This window comes from Psychrobacter sp. P11G3, from assembly GCF_001435845.1.
GTDB lineage: Bacteria > Pseudomonadota > Gammaproteobacteria > Pseudomonadales > Moraxellaceae > Psychrobacter.
The window spans coordinates 2,040,890-2,057,036 of record NZ_CM003596.1 but is presented as its reverse complement, the minus strand read 5'-3'; the positions used below and the strand labels follow the sequence as shown (position 1 = coordinate 2,057,036).

At 42.7% G+C, this 16,147-nt stretch carries 9 protein-coding genes; 5 read left to right on the top strand and 4 right to left on the bottom strand.

Going from position 1 to position 16,147, the window contains the following annotated elements; genetic code table 11:
- The 5 genes from AK824_RS13640 to AK824_RS08185 all read left to right on the top strand — a co-directional run.
- Window positions 1-2,477 (top strand): Ig-like domain-containing protein (locus AK824_RS13640; RefSeq protein ID WP_197411793.1); only part of this gene is annotated, 2,477 nt, incomplete at its 5' end.
- Window positions 2,478-2,632: 155 nt separating this feature from the next.
- Complete coding sequence (locus AK824_RS08200) at window positions 2,633-6,745, top strand: Mur ligase family protein (RefSeq protein ID WP_057760590.1); 4,113 nt, start codon at window positions 2,633-2,635, stop codon at window positions 6,743-6,745.
- 244 nt (window positions 6,746-6,989) lie between these two features.
- Complete coding sequence (locus AK824_RS08195) at window positions 6,990-8,471, top strand: TolC family protein (RefSeq protein ID WP_057762515.1); 1,482 nt, start codon at window positions 6,990-6,992, stop codon at window positions 8,469-8,471.
- A 74-nt stretch (window positions 8,472-8,545) separates the two neighbouring features.
- Window positions 8,546-10,870: a type I secretion system permease/ATPase gene (locus AK824_RS08190; protein WP_057760589.1), complete on the top strand. Its 2,325-nt coding sequence runs from the start codon at window positions 8,546-8,548 to the stop codon at window positions 10,868-10,870.
- Between the two features lie 2 nt (window positions 10,871-10,872).
- Window positions 10,873-12,042, top strand: a complete 1,170-nt coding sequence (locus AK824_RS08185) for a beta-barrel domain-containing protein (RefSeq protein ID WP_057760587.1) — start codon at window positions 10,873-10,875, stop codon at window positions 12,040-12,042.
- Window positions 12,043-12,155: 113 nt separating this feature from the next.
- Here AK824_RS08185 and AK824_RS08180 read toward each other — a convergent pair whose 3' ends face one another.
- From AK824_RS08180 to yghU, 4 genes are all read right to left on the bottom strand, one after another.
- Window positions 12,156-12,890, bottom strand: coding sequence for a hypothetical protein (locus tag AK824_RS08180; RefSeq protein WP_057760585.1), 735 nt, complete (start codon window positions 12,888-12,890; stop codon window positions 12,156-12,158).
- Between the two features lie 87 nt (window positions 12,891-12,977).
- Complete coding sequence (locus AK824_RS08175) at window positions 12,978-14,000, bottom strand: acyltransferase (RefSeq protein WP_057760583.1); 1,023 nt, start codon at window positions 13,998-14,000, stop codon at window positions 12,978-12,980.
- Between the two features lie 531 nt (window positions 14,001-14,531).
- Window positions 14,532-15,074 (bottom strand): redoxin domain-containing protein, encoded by a 543-nt coding sequence (locus tag AK824_RS08170; RefSeq protein WP_057760581.1) that lies wholly within the window; start codon window positions 15,072-15,074, stop codon window positions 14,532-14,534.
- A 183-nt stretch (window positions 15,075-15,257) separates the two neighbouring features.
- Window positions 15,258-16,145 carry a glutathione-dependent disulfide-bond oxidoreductase gene (gene yghU, locus AK824_RS08165; protein WP_057760579.1) on the bottom strand — a complete coding sequence of 296 codons (888 nt, stop codon included), beginning with the start codon at window positions 16,143-16,145 and terminating at the stop codon, window positions 15,258-15,260.
- Window positions 16,146-16,147 lie beyond the last annotated feature (2 nt).

The window sequence follows — 16,147 nt, the reverse complement described above, 5'->3', positions numbered from 1 at the left end:
CTGATGCCGATGCCGATGCCGATGCCGATGCCGACGCTGATGCCGATGCCGATGCCGACGCCGACGCCGATGCCGACGCCGATGCCGATGCTGATGCCGATGCTGATGCCGATGCTGATGCCGATGCCGATGCCGATGCCGATGCTGATGCTGATGCTGATGCTGATGCTGATGCTGATGCTGATGCTGATGCTGATGCTGATGCTGATGCTGATGCTGACGCCGATGCCGATGCCGATGCCGATGCTGACGCCGATGCTGATGCTGATGCCGATGCTGATGCTGATGCCGATGCCGATGCCGATGCTGATGCCGATGCCGATGCCGATGCCGATGCTGATGCCGATGCCGATGCCGATGCTGATGCCGATGCTGATGCCGATGCCGATGCCGATGCTCCTGAGATAGATGCAGTCACAGGCGATGACATTGTGAATGCGGTTGAAGCAGGTGCTGGGTTTAGTGTGACCGGTACTGGTACCGCAGGTGATATCATCACCTTAACCAATGAAGCAGGTGCTCAGATTGGCAACCCTGCAACCGTTGATGGTGATGGCAACTGGAGTGTGGCGGTTGATGCCGATGACGTTACCGCCATGGGCGAAGGGGATGAAACCTTAACAACCACTGCCACGGACGCCGCTGGTAACTTCCCAAGCACCAGCAGCACGGTTGATATCGTGGTGGATACCATTGCCCCTAGCATGCCAAGTGTCACAATTGGCAATGATGATGGCTTCATTACCGCTGACGAGATTGATGTGGATGGCAATGTTGCAGTCACTGTTGGACTGCCAACAGATGCTGTAGCGGGTGACACGCTTGTGGTCAACGGTGTTGAAACCGAGATCACCCCAGCGGACATCACCGCTGGTAGCATTGTGGTTGACGTCCCAGCTCCAGCTGAAGGTGCTGAGCTTGAAGTGACCGCAACGATCAAAGATCCTGCTGGTAACGAATCAGATGCGGACATCGTTGAGGCGGTACGTGACACAGTAGCGCCTAGCATGCCAAGTATCACAATCGGCAATGATGATGGCTTCATTACCGCTGACGAGATTGATGTGGATGGCAATGTTGCAGTCACTGTTGGACTGCCAACAGATGCTGTAGCGGGTGACACGCTTGTGGTCAACGGTGTTGAAACCGAGATCACCCCAGCGGACATCACCGCTGGTAGCATTGTGGTTGACGTCCCAGCTCCAGCTGAAGGTGCTGAGCTTGAAGTGACCGCAACGATCAAAGATCCTGCTGGTAACGAATCAGATGCGGACATCGTTGAGGCGGTACGTGCGCAAGACATTGATGCGATCAATGACTTTGCAACTGCCGAACTGGAAGTGTCACCAGCATCTGTAGCATCATTGGATGAATTCGACAGTCAATTCTCAGTACTTGGCTTAGGAAGCCTCACTCTATTGAATTTTGGTGATAATCCGAGAGTCGACTTTACTATCGATGAGGGACTTATAGGTGATACAACTATCACTGTTGAAAACTCTAGCGTAGTTGGTTTATTCGATACTGGTAGAGCTGTCCTTCAGAAACTCAATGAAGATACTGGGGATTATGAGACGGTAGACACTGTAGGTGAAAATGGGCTTATTACCCTTCTGGGTATCGGTGGTGGACAAGCTCAAATTGAGCTTCCTGGTCTTTCAGCAGGTACGTATCGTGTTGTAGGTGGGGCAGGTGGAATCAGTTTGCTTGGTACCACAGGTGTCAGGGCAGAGGTTGATATCTTAGATCCATCAGTAGCTGGTGATATTACTGCGATAGCAGCTAGTGGTAATGTCATCGATGAAAATGATATTTTCACACCGTCGACAGTGGTAACAGAGGTTAATGGTCAGCCTGTTAATGCTAGCGGAACTACCACTATCGAAGGTCTCTACGGTGATTTAGTCATAGATGCTGACGGTACGTACACTTACACGCCTGATCCAAATCTCAACGTAATCAATCAAGTAGAAAAGTTTGAATACACGATACTTGATGATTTTAATAATACTGATAACGCTACACTGACTATAAATATTACTAGTGACTGGCCAGCACCAGAACCAGTCGCTGCACGTAGTATGATGGTAGATGAGAGCTTCACACTAGCTGACGAGACTGACGACGCTATTGAGCTTCCTGATACCTCGTTAATCACTTCAACTGAAGGGCTCGATATCCTAAGCTTTGATGGGGCAGATCAAGTCATTAGCTTGTCTGATCTGATCCAGCCAGAGGTACTAGATATTATCGATATCAGTGGAATAGGTGCAAATACTTTGAACATAGCAGCTAACGATGTTGATTCGACTATCTATGTTAGAGGGGATAGTGATGATACCGTCAACTTAGAAGGCGATAGTTGGTCTAATGTCGAGCAGACTGCCTCAGGTGGTGAGGTTTATAATGTCTGGCAATCAGATAATGATATTTCTAAGCAGATTCACATCGATACAGATATCACCAATATTATCTAGTGCTGAGTAATTGAACTTTAATTTTAAAACGCTCCCAAACTGGGGGCGTTTTTTACAAGGTATACATAACCGTTTTGAGCTATAGTTAATAAGCCTTAAGGGTCTATAGGATAGTGCCCAAAATACTAAAAATAGTGAATAAAGGACAATAAACAATGAGCGAAACCACCAGTATGAATGGCCTAATTACTCACTTAAAAAATAACTTACCAGCCATTTATGAACACTGGGTACAAACGCATATTACCCAAGTAAATACTGAAAATAGTACTGGGAATTTTCAAGATTCTGCAGTAGATACGTTGCCTATCACCTTCATTTTATCAGTCTCTGATAGTCATAAAAAAGCCAAAGTAGTCACTTTCATTATTGATGATTTAATAAAACTAGACGAAATAGATCGCATTAGCAACTTCTCTGACTTTGAACAAATATTTCCCATAATTATAGACAAGCTAGAAAAGCTATCCACAAAATTTGATGCCCCTATTATGTGGCTAAGGCTAGAATGGTTAAATCAAGCCTCATTTACCACTTGGTCGGATTTTCAGCAAAGCTTAAAACGATTTAAGCGTAATTATTATCGCTCTGGTATCGCATTTGAAGGTGTACGTGAGCCATGGTTATTACTAACTGAGATGGAATTGAATGCCAATGCTTGCCTTTATATAGGTAATACTGTTTCTCATGCAGGGGTCAATGCTAACAACTTGAACGTGTATTTAAAGGCGCGTCATGGCAGCAGCCAAATCCCCAACTTTCACGATGATCTGCCTGTTGTTAGCTTTAATACCGCTGGTGTATTTATAAATATAGAGACAGGTGAGTACCACACTCTCGAAACCAAACCTCGTCATAAGGGCCATCGTAAATTACGACCCTTATTGGCAAGCAGCACCCAACCCATTATTGAGCAGGCCACGCATTACCTCGCAAAGCAGGTCACGCCATCAGGCAAATATGTATATGGCTATTTCCCTTGTTTTAACCGTACCATTAATACGTACAATAGCCTACGCCATGCCAGTAGTACTTATGCATTAGTAGAAGGCTATGAAGCCTGCCGTGGTTTTAATACCGCGCGTAACGATGGTACGACAATTGCTTTGGCTAATATGAAAGTTAGTATTGATAATGCCATGAGCTATTTGATTGATGAGCTTATTCAAACCTATGACGACAAAGCATATGTGATTGATACTGGTGGAGAGATTAAGCTGGGTGCCAATGCGGTTGCGATACTGGCCTTGGTTAAATATCTGCAAGTATTTGAGGATACGCCTTTTGCAGGTAAATATCATGAGCTAGCAACCAAGTTAGCGTTAGGTGTTATCGCGATGCAACAAGAGGATGGTAGCTTCGTCCATGTATTGCATAGTAAGGATTTATCACTCAAAGCCGAAAATCGCATCATCTATTATGATGGCGAGGCGGCATTTGCTTTAATGCGTCTATATGGACTGACTAAAGATGAGCGCTGGATCAATTGTGTCACTCGCGCTTTTGACTATTTTATCGAAGCCAAGCATCATCAAGCACACGATCACTGGTTATCATACTGTTCAAATGAGTTGATTATATATAAATCTGAAAAAAAGTACTTTCAGTTTGCAGTCAATAATATTGCAGGCTATACCGATTTTATCAAAAACCGTATCACTACTTTTCCGACATTGCTTGAGCTATCCATGGCATTTCATAAAATGCTATTAAAACTAGATGAACATCCGGAGTTTCATGATGTGTTAGCGGGTTTTGATGTTCAAGGGTTTTATCAGGCATTACATGCACGTGCCAATCATCTTATAAATGGTTTTTTCTTTCCAGAAATGGCCATGTTTTATAAATCTCCGCAAACGATTTTGCATGGGTTTTTTATCCGTCATCACTCGTTCAGAGTACGAATTGATGATGTAGAGCATTATTTATCAGGGCTTATTGGTTACTTTGATTTTTTAAAAACAGTCAATTACCCAAAGCTCGCTGCAAAGAAATATCAATCAACTCATAATGTAATCCACACAGATAATGAAGACAAAAATCAGCCAGTAGAATCCGATAGTCAGCATTTGAAACAACCCGTGTTAACGGCCAATTCGCTGATTCTTGCCACTAAGGGAAAGTGGCTAGTCACACCGCCAGTAGATTGGTCTGCGACAGGATTATGCATTTGGCCACCCAGTTTTGAGTCAGGTCAGTTAATCGTGGCTCGAAGAAAAAATATGGCGGTGGGTTATTTGTCTGAAAAATCGATTGAGTCTTTAGTGAAAAAAGGCGCTTCTGCCATTATCACTGATGATGCCATAGCATACAAAGACTCAAGTATTCCTGTGTTGTACGTGCGCGATATACGTCAAGCGACTATTGCGATAGGACAATATGCTCGGCAAGTCTTTGATGGTCAAGTGATTGGTATTACTGGTAGTGCTGGGAAGACTACAACAGTGCATATGCTGGCACATGTACTGAATGGTTTCGGCGGTGCGAGCTACACTCAATCTAGTGCAAATCTACCGGTAGGCATTGCATGGAATTTGGCTTCTATGCCTCATTCTATAAGTCACTGGGTATTAGAGATGGCGATTGGCTCTATGTCTGCCAATACCAATTTAGTCCGCCCTGATATAGCGCTAATTACTAATATTGCACCCGCACATCTTGAGTATCATCATAATGTTGAGACTATTGCTCTCAAAAAATCACGTATTTTTGAGGGTATGACACCAGGTTCTCTCGCCATTGTTTGCCGAGATATCGAACAGTATGATTTGATTGAGCGTTTGGCAACCACGTGGGGGATTCATGTCGTCAGCTATGGTGAACATGACGATGCAACAATTAAGCTACTCAGTTACCATCAAAAAGAGGAACAAGCACAGATAGCAGTTGATGGTCAGACTTACATGCTGAATCTACAAGCCCGTGGTCAGCACATGGTGCTCAATGCGATGGCTATTTTGGCCGTGGTCAACCATAATAACTTACCTATCCGTGAGGCCATTAATCGATTAGAGAGTTTTAAAGCTGTGGCTGGGCGAGGGCAAGTACTTGAAACGACCTATAAAAACCGACCAATCACACTTTATGATGAAGCTTACAATGCCAACCCATTATCCATGCTGGCAGCACTCGAAACCTTTGAACAGTTGCAGGCACCTACCCATAAAAAAGTCTTGATTTTGGGTGATATGTTAGAGCTAGGGGGTGAAAGTAGTAGGTACCATTTACAGTTGGCTCCTATCATTGAGGACATGAATTTCAGATCTTTGATTTTAGTCGGGAGTCAAAGCAAAGTATTACTTGATAAGCTTAAAAGTCTAGATATAACACTTTATCACTTTGAAGACGTACAAGCTGCAAGCTTGAAAATACATGAGTTTATTGAAGATTATGACCATGTTTTTATTAAAGCTTCTAATGGCATAGGACTCAATAAGCTATTCATAGAGAGTAAAAAATCTATTGTTTATCAGCAAGAGTTAGCAGTAGTTGAGACAAAAGATACTACTGTTAAGGAGGATTTTAATACAGACGCCGCCATACTGTTTGAGAGTTTTAAATTAAGAAATAATGAGATAACCGATCAGCGTCTTATCATAGAAAACAAGTCAGCAATACCAAAAATGATGGCATCATTGGCTAAATTAATGACGGTTATGTTGGTCTGGGATAAAGTGATGCAGGATAGAATCGATCCTGTTACAACTACGATAGAGATGCCGGTTAGTTTATTGAGGGGTAGTAGTGAGTACTATCAGTTCTATAAAAAGGGTGAAAAAATACCGTTAATAGTACTTATTGAGTCTGCTTTAGTCGCTAGCTCTAATGAAGCAGTATTTGCTTTAGCCTATTGGCATTCCGGTAATGAGCAGACATTTGTATCACAAATGGTTCGTAAGTCACATTTGCTCAGCATAACCAATACTCATTGGACCAGTTGCTCGGGTCTTGACAGAAAGGCTCATACGACAGCTCAAGATATGAGTAAGCTTGCCAAAGTGTTTATCAGTCAGTATGGGGCAATAGCTTCTTACTGTTCTTTCAAGTATTTTGAATACAATGGTAAGAAGGTTTTTAATACCAACAAGCTTATGCGCTCTTACCCCAATATTCTAGGATTAAAGACAGGTAACTTAGTCGGTATAGGCTCTAACTTAATAAACTATTGGATAAATGGTGATGTGCATTATCTAAGTATTATGCTAGAGGCTGAGAGTCGAGAGGTATGCTATGAGCTGTCTGAGAAAATCATGAATAGCTTTGCTTGAATTTAGTAATATGTAATATGATAACAACTGATATTTGAATATGAGCTTTAATAAAGTTACATAACCTTAGTTAGCTTGATTGGCTATATGAGTTGTTGCCTTACCAACTTAGGTCTAGTAAGGTTTAACACAGAAGTGTTGAATACATATTTAAGAGCGCATCAACAAGGACGATTACTAAAATAATATGAAAAATTCGTCAAATCGTAAGCAGTTACTTCGTAGTATTTCAGTGCGCCATTTTATGACCGCTTTGGCGACTGGTATATGTCTTACAGTGACTTCACACGCAGCAGTAGCAGATTTCCAAATCAATAGCCTAGTGGCGCAGGCAATTCAAACGCATCCTTTAGTAGGGTCGGCTCAAGCGAGTCAACAAGCAACTACCGAAGGAATCAATGCGGCCAAATTAAACCTTTTACCAACGCCAAGCGTAAGCTCAGGTTACGATAGAGACAACGATTTTGTCTCAGAGGTGATTATTCGCCAGCCTCTATGGACAGGGGGTAAGCTCACCGCAGATGTCAATCAAGCCATATTCGATGATAAAGCTGCGGTAGAGTATATCTACGAGCAGCAAAACCTAGTGGCCAAAACAACGATTGATGCTTGGCAAAGCTATATCCAAGCCGTCGCGACACAAAGCGTCCATGTAGAGAATTTAAAAGAGCTGAATGATTTTGAAGCCATGATGCAGCGACGCGTTGGTCAAGGTGTATCAGCTCGTATTGAGCTTGATCTGGTGACTAACCGTATCCTACAAGAGCAAACATCTTATCAAGCGGCAGTTGAGCAGCAACGTATCGCCGCTGCTAGGCTAGAACAAATCATTGGTCAACCACTGTCTCAGATGAGTGTCACGAGCATACCGAATCTTAAGGTATTGGTAAATCAAGCCAAGCAGCAATCCGTTGACTTTGAAAGAATGGCATTCGATAGAGCTGGCTTTTACAATCCTACCGTTGTAAAAGAACACTTCCAAATTGAATCCGCTAAGCAAGGTGTCGAAGCACAGCAAGCGGCTCGTTACCCAACCATTTATGCCCAATATGAGCATGCTTACTATCATGAAGATAACGAAAACGATGGTAAGTTCTCAGTGGGATTGAGCTATGCACCAGGTGCTGGATTTTCCAATTTTGCGCTAGCACGAGCCTCACAGGCAGAGGTCAATAGCCTAGTACAAAACCAAGAAGCCGCACGCCGTAATGTCATCGAGAACATTCAAGTACAATACCAGCAGTTTGTCAGTGCCAAAGACAGGGAAACCTCGTTGGTTGCTGCTGTAGCAGGGGCGCAGATTGTGGTCAGCTCTTATCGTCGGCAATTCATCGCAGGACGCAAGTCATGGCTTGAAGTCCTAAACGCTGTCCGTGAGCATAACGATTACCAAGTCCAACTGGTACAAACTCGTGCAGAAATGTTGGGTGCATTTTATAGATTACAAGTAGATTTTGGCATTATGCAGTGGCAGCAGTTTTCTCATAATCGTGACCCAGTGACTTTGTTTAGCCCAGCCAACTCTGTCAAGCAATGGCTCAATAAGCAAGACAAAAACAACGCTAGCAGTCATTTCGGCTATGGAAACAACGCAGCAGAAGAATATATCGATATCAAGCTGCCCGCGACGGCAGAGCAAAGTTTGAACAATGGTGAGTATCTCATGTTAAATGATGATTACAGTATTACGCCGATAACTGATCAAGAGAATATGACAAAGAAGTAAATCAAAAAGTCATATAAACAGGCGTAAATTATCCTACATACGCAACCATCTAAAATATTAAATAAGCGATCAATATGAGTGCACAATTACAAAAGACACCGTCTCAGTCTGTTGACCACCATGAGCTGCAACACTCAGAGCAGGTTGATCTGACCGAAACGTTGACTGATGCGATTAAGCATTTACTCGGACAGCAAGGCTATCCAGTAGATAACATACGGCTCCATGATGTCGTCAAACGTCATAGTGAGCAGTCGGACAGACAAGGTCAAAGCATTCATGAGTTAGGCGGTGTCATTGCAGTATTACAAGGCATTGGCATAACAGATACACCAGAAATATTAGAGCAGCCTGATGCCGCTTTTTTACCCTTACTAGCGTATCGAACGGATTTAGGTTGGGGCGTGATTGATAGCCAAACGCCGCAAAAAAGCTGGAACTTTAGACAAGCGAACCAGCAGGTACATATGCGTGCCGAAGAATTGACTTTGGTCATGCGTATTCGTCTAAAAGAAGATCATATTAAGCAGCGAAAGGCCTCATTTTCTGATCTGTTAAAGTCTGATTTGGGTAATTATAAAGGCATTTTAGCTGAAGCCGTTATCGCCACTTTTCTGATCAACATGTTGGCATTAGCCGTTTCTCTGTTTTCTATGCAGGTTTATGACCGTGTCATACCAACGCGTAGTGAATACACGCTGATCATTTTAGCCAGTGGCGTCTTCTTAGTGATCATGTTTGAAGCATTCATGAAGTTTTCTCGCTCAAGAATCATGGATAAGGTCGTTGTCGGTCTAGACCAGTACCTATCTCGAGAAGTGTTCCAACGTCTACTCAAAGTACGTATCGACCAAATGCCGGGGTCAGTTGGCTCTATGGCAGCACAGTTACGTGGTTATGAGCAAGTACGTAGCTTTTTTACGGCGAGCACGCTTTTTGGTTTGGTCGATTTGCCCATGACCATTATTTTTATCAGTTTAATAGCTTTTATTGGCTCGCCATTAGTCGCTGTTGTACCAGTAATAGCGGCGGTCATCGCAATTACGATGGGACTGATTGCACGCAAACGCATTGATGCTATTGCTTCAGAGGGTGCGACTGCCTCTTATTATAAGACAGGTCTGTTAGTAGAAGCTGTGGAAGGCGTCGAGACGATAAAGGCGGGGGCGGGCAGCTGGAAGTTTCTCTCGCGTTGGCTAGATGTGATGGATGTCACCATCAAAAACGACTTGGATATGAAGCACGCCAATGACAACTTAACGTATTTTACGCAGATGCTACAGCAAGTAAGCTACGTTGGTATCGTGATAGTCGGGTCGTTTGTCGTTATGCAAGGTGACATGACAATGGGCGGACTGATTGCCTGCTCGATACTTGGTGGTAGAGTGTTGGCGCCTGTTATGGCAATACCCAATCTACTAGTACAGTATGCTCATGCCAAAGCCGCCAAAATGAATATTGAGAGTCTGTTTGCACTGGAGCAAGACAACCAAGGCGTTGCGTATCCATTATCGCCTACGCATATAAAAGGCGCGTATCAGTGCGATGGATTGTCGTTCAATTACCAAGGCAACGATCGACCAGCCATTACGGTTCCGCAACTGTCGATTAAACCAGGAGAGCGTATCGCGATACTTGGGCCTATTGGTTCAGGTAAATCTACCTTGCTTAAAGTGCTGGCAGGACTGTATGCACCCACGGAAGGACGCGTGTTATTAGACGGACTGGATATACATCAAATCAGTCGTGAGACACTTAGTGAGCGCTTGGGTTATCTGCAACAAGATCATCGACTGTTTCAAGGAACCCTGCGAGAGAATTTATTAATCGGTATGGCAGCGCCCAATGACGATGTCCTTCAAGAGACTTTAAATAGGACAGGGCTCATTAATTTGGTATCGAGTCACTCAAGCGGTTTGGATTTGCCGATTAGTGAAGGCGGTAAAGGACTATCGGGTGGACAAAAGCAACTGGTGGCATTTACCCGTTTATTATTGACCAAACCTGATGTGTTTTTGCTAGATGAGCCGACGGCTTCTATGGACAACCGACAAGAGCAGCGCTGTCTACAAGTGCTACGTCAGGAGTTGACGCAAGGGCAAACGTTTATTGTGTCTACCCACAAGACAGCATTGCTAGACTTGGTAGATCGTCTGATCATTATGGATAACCAGCGTATTATTATTGATGGTCCAAAACAAGCTGTACTTGATGAGCTCAGAAAAAACGATCAAGCAAAAAATAAAACCACCGTACAGCAAAAAGATAGAATCGTTGATAAAACCAATCAACCGTCGAAAGAAGGTGCCGACGAAAATAAGCCTGCTACCTCTAGAGTCAGAAATATCAGCGTAAAACCTATCAATGCTAAACATTTAACAGACGATCAAGGGAAGTAGGCATGTCAGAGTATAAGTACACACCCACTAAACCCCAAGTTAACCGTTCAAGATTGAGTATTTGGATAGCATTAATCGGGATCGTCACTTTAATTGTCTGGGCCTCATTTGCCAAGATTGACCAAGTGACCCGTGCGCAAGCAACGGTAATCGCCAGTGCTCGAACGCAAGAAATCCAAGCGTCAGAAGGCGGCGTATTGACTCAGCTGGCTGTCACAGAAGGTGAAGAAGTTAAGGCAGGTCAGTTATTGGTAGTGTTGGAGGAAGAGCGTGCTAAAGCGGCTGTTGATAATTCTGCTTCTAAAACAGCCGCGCTAACTGCTAAGCTAGCAAGACTAAATGCTGAGATTTTTGAAAAACCGTTGGTATTTCCTAAAGGGGTACAGGACTATCCTGAGTACGTGCAAAACCAAAGGGCGCTATACAATAGACGTCGTCAAGCTATCAATGAAGAAGTCTCTTCCCTTGAAAAAATGCTGGTGCTGGCGCGTCAAGAATTGCGCATGAATGAGCCTTTATTAAAATATGGCGATGTGAGCCAAGCTGATGTCATCAAGCTCAGTCGTCAAGTTGCTGATATCGAAGCGCAGATTAATAACAAGCGCAATAAGTATTTTGAAGAAGCACAGGCTGAAATGACCAAGGCTCAAGAAGAGCTAGATACAGAGCTTGAGCAATTGCGAGATCGAGCACAAGTACTTGAAGAGAAGCGCTTGATGGCGCCTACAGAAGGTAAAATTAAAAACATCAATGTGACCACTATTGGCGGTGTCGTCAAGCCCGGTGAAGTTATCATGCAGATTCTACCGACCAGTAGTGACTTGGTTATAGATGCCAAGGTCAGTCCCGCTGATATTGCTTATGTCAAAGAAGGTCAAGAAGCGACGGTTAAGCTCGATGCTTATGATTACTCTATCTTTGGAGCCATGAAAGGTACAGTTAACTATATCAGTCCAGACACGCTAATGGAGCAAACACCTAAAGGCGAAGAGCCTTACTACCGTGTATTAATTGTAATTAATGGTGCTGAGTTTAAGGGGCGCGGTGATGAGATTGTCATCAAACCTGGTATGACAGCTTCTGTTGATATTAAAGCGATGGAACGTACGGTATTGTCTTATTTAACTAAGCCAATTACTAAAACCTTATCAGAAGGTTTGGGTGAGCGCTAACAGTTTAATATTGAGTATTTATTGATAAGATAATAAAAACCCCAGTTAATCGCTGGGTTTTTTATATAGAGGTATTCGGTCTAATTGTGCTACTGCTTATAACTCTTATAGTCTTAATTGGAACTTTCAGGAAGTCTTTGGCTATTCGCCTCATTTCTTAACTGTTGTTGCTCGTCAATTTTCTGCTGATTACGCTTTTTAACTTCGTTGATAGCCGAACTCAATTGATCGTTTATCGCTTCCACTTCAGATTTTGCTGAAAGATAGTCTTTATCTATTTTGACGTTACTTTTTTGAGCAGGAACATCTATATCCAATAAGCTTGCATTGTTTTTAATATCTTCTAATTTATCGTCAGTACTCGCAACTATAGATTGGGTATTGCTATCTGTTTGGACATTTGGAATTTTTTCATTTTGCGGTGGAGTTTTGTTTGCTTGAGATGATTCTATCGATGTAGAAGCTGGTTTTTTGGGTTTATCATTGACGTTGTTGGTCGCTGGAGAAGAGGGTGCTTTTCTGCTTTCCACGCTAGCTGTTTGCTCATCACTACTTATTAGCTGAGATGTTTCAGGCTCATTACCAATCTCAGATTTTTTATTGACCGTGTCTTCTACATTGTTGTTAGTGTCATTAGATGTCTTAGTGCTGGTGACAGTAGTGGTATAGATCTTTTCAGGTAGATCTACATTGTTGATAGCAGCAGGTTTAGTCGTGTTCGTTTGGCTATCAGCTACTTCTACTGAATCCGTCTGATGAGTATTGAGATAGAAAACAAAGAAAACCCCAACATGTACTAATACTGCAAGGCACAACGCCCAAAACCATTTTTCGCGGAACTTCATCATTATATGGCTTTACCTTCATCATATTAGTACACGTGCAACACACCTTGAGGTTATCAAATAATTAGGATTGTTGGTAGAGAGAATAGGCTAAGCCTGTTCAATATTATCTTTAATTTCAGATGCTTTATTTCCAGAGTCATTGCTCTCAAAATCATTGCTCTCAAATTCACTGTTCTCAAAGTCAGCCAACATTTCTGTGATTAGCTGATCCTTTTGATGCCATATTTGCTCTACCCATTCAAACATCTGTGCTTTTATAGCCTCATCTGTTTCATAGCCACCGTTTTTGATTGCCGTAAACAGATCTTCAGGTATCTCAATATGTCGTACATCGACGCCTAAACGTTTGATATTACCTTTCCATAGATCGCTATAAGTGGGTACACCGTCAGGGTAGACGATCGTCATGTCCAAAATTCCATCAATCTCTTCCCCTAATGCACTCATAGCCAGTGATAACCCGCCAGCGCGTGGCTTCAGTAAATGCGTATAAGGGGATTCTTGTTTATCATGTTTGCTAGGGGTAAAGCGAGTCCCTTCTAGATAGTTCAATAGTGTAAAAGGCTTGTCCTTGAGCAATGCACACGCTCGTTTCGCTTCTTCGATATCCTTACCCTTTAGAGCAGGGTTTTTAGCGATGGCTTCTTTGGAATGTCGACGCATCATAGGAAAGTCGAGAAAGTAGAAAGCCTGACCAATGACGGGGATGTATATGAGCTCAAACTTGGTAAAAAAACGCGTTAATGGCAAACGTTTTTCGCTGATATATTGCACGATACTGGTATCAACCCATGACTGATGATTGCTCACCAGTAGATACTTACCGTTGGTATGCACATCATCAGGTAAGTTAATGCGCCAGTCTTTGCGCGGTAATACGTTATCGATCAATGCATTGTTACTATTGATCCAATAGTTCGTCACATCGATAACGGCTTTGTCAGCGATGGCAGCACCGGTGATAGCCTTGGTAGCACCCATTACCCATACAGGTAGCCCAGCTAACATACTATTAAAAGTAATAACGCTGGTTGCCGTCGTCAGTGAGGCAGCTTTGCCCAGTTTTGGAGCGCGTTCATGTAGTTTTTGAACGATTGATTTCAATCGCATATCGAATCCTTTTACTCATGCCTATGATGAGATATTGATAATGTTGCTGCATGATTTTAGCAGAAATCAATCTCAGTGTACGAGTGTTAACAACAAATAATAAACAGCATTGGTGAATTAGAACGTACAATTATATCAAGATTTTGCCAAAGCGAAATACGAACCAGACCATAAACACAGTCTGTTTTATTTATAAAAACTAACCGATAAAAAATGAAATACAGATTAATTAAAAGGGTAAGTGTCTATGATGATATTTCGAGCTCAAATATAGCCCTTATATGCTGGCTAGTCTATGAGTTTCGTCTATAACCTCTTTTTATAGATTCACAGTGCTACTCACACATTAGTACTGAGCAAATACTAATGAAGTTAGATATGAAGCGACTGCGTTTGATAGCAATTAAGTTATCAATAAACAAAAAAAGGGTGTATCAAGAATTATCTCGATACGCCCTCTATAATTTAACCCGTTAGATATCGATCAGCTAAATAATCGAGTGAATCAACACTCTATATTTACTATATCAATTAGCCGTGCATACCACGGATAGGGTAGTTGTTTTCTGGGTTTCTAACAAAAGCCAAACCGTTTGCCAAGGCTTCAAGATCTGGTCTAGAGAACGGTGCGTTTGAGATATCAACGATATGTACTTTTCCTTCAGCATTGATAACGAATACAGCAGGCTCAGCGAAAGGATGATCGGTTTCTTTTTCTGAACGTGGGTCAGAGATATATAGACCTAGCGTGTTCATCTGCTCGATAGTCAGACCATAAGCCATAGGGAAACTGACATCTATTTGATCGAGATGACCTTCTAACTGCTCTTTGCTGTCTGCAGATACTGCGATGATATCGACACCGACGTCATAGAAAGACTGTTTTACTGTCTCTAAGGTATTTAAGTATTTTGTGCAAATTGGGCAATGTTTACCACGGTATACAACAACCAGTTTCCAGTCATGACCGTTTTCAGGTTTGCCTAACGAAGTCATTTCACTGTTTAATACTTGTACTTCCATTTTAGGAAACGTAGTACCGGCTTGAATTTTTTGAGCATAATCTGTTGACATAGTTCTTATCCTTTTTAATAGTATTTTTATGGTTGGTATTTAACAGCCTTACATTAGCAGTCTTAAGTGCAAAAGTATGGGATGTTTACAGTAGTCCCAAGTAGTAACAGGAAAAGTTAACATCACCTTTAAAATTGCTCAATAAGACTACTTAAGTAAGCTAGTAAGTCATAGACAAAGCGTCTATTTTTTCGCTTCTTCAGTTGTCTGAGCATCTAGTTTATCTTGAGTTTTTAGCTCGAAATCTGAGGCATCATGACGTTCGTGTAATTGCTCAGCAGGTTCACCCCAAGTACGGTTTACCTTGCGACCACGTTGCACAGCAGGACGCTCTAAAATCTCAGTTGCCCAGCGGCGTACATTTGGATAGCTCTCAACTTGTAGGAATTCTCCTGCATTGTATGCTTCACCTAGTATTAGATTGCCATACCAAGGCCAAGTGGCGATATCTGCAATCGTATACTCATCGCCACCTAGATAGCGATTTTCTGCAAGCTCTCGTTCTAGTACATCTAATTGGCGTTTTACTTCCATCGTGAATCGATTGATAGGGTACTCAAATTTTTCTGGTGCATAAAAGTAAAAATGCCCAAAACCGCCGCCCAAGTAAGGGGCAGAGCCTTGTAACCAGAAGAGCCAATTCATGACTTCAGTGCGTGCTGCTGCATCTTTAGGCAGTAGTTTTCCGAATTTCTCGGCAAGATAAAATAAAATAGCGCCACTCTCAAAGACACGGCTACCAGTCTCTGTATCCAAAAGCACAGGAATTTTTGAGTTTGGATTTAGCTCAACGAAACCTGATGAGAACTGTCCGCCTTCACCAATTTGAATCAGGTGCGCGTCGTACTCAGCTTCTGTTACACCTAATGCCAATAACTCTTCGACCATAATGGTGACTTTTTGGCCGTTAGGGGTGCCCATTGAGTAGATCTGCAACGGGTGCTTGCCTCGAGGTAGTTCTGCTTCATGCGTTGGACCAGCGATAGGGCGGTTGACGCTTGCCCACTTACCACCGCTTTCTGCATCCCATGTCCAGACGCTGGGTGGCTCGTAATAATTAGTGTTTGACATAA

What these genes read in the sequence shown, in the direction of transcription:
- AK824_RS08180 (WP_057760585.1), bottom strand. Translation starts at nt 12,890, where the DNA reads ATGATGAAGTTCCGCGAAAAATGGTTTTGGGCGTTGTGCCTTGCAGTA.
- AK824_RS08175 (WP_057760583.1), bottom strand. Translation starts at nt 14,000, where the DNA reads ATGCGATTGAAATCAATCGTTCAAAAACTACATGAACGCGCTCCAAAA.
- AK824_RS08190 (WP_057760589.1), top strand. Translation starts at nt 8,546, where the DNA reads ATGAGTGCACAATTACAAAAGACACCGTCTCAGTCTGTTGACCACCAT.
- yghU (WP_057760579.1), bottom strand. Translation starts at nt 16,145, where the DNA reads ATGTCAAACACTAATTATTACGAGCCACCCAGCGTCTGGACATGGGAT.
- AK824_RS08185 (WP_057760587.1), top strand. Translation starts at nt 10,873, where the DNA reads ATGTCAGAGTATAAGTACACACCCACTAAACCCCAAGTTAACCGTTCA.
- AK824_RS08195 (WP_057762515.1), top strand. Translation starts at nt 6,990, where the DNA reads ATGACCGCTTTGGCGACTGGTATATGTCTTACAGTGACTTCACACGCA.
- AK824_RS08170 (WP_057760581.1), bottom strand. Translation starts at nt 15,074, where the DNA reads ATGTCAACAGATTATGCTCAAAAAATTCAAGCCGGTACTACGTTTCCT.
- AK824_RS08200 (WP_057760590.1), top strand. Translation starts at nt 2,633, where the DNA reads ATGAGCGAAACCACCAGTATGAATGGCCTAATTACTCACTTAAAAAAT.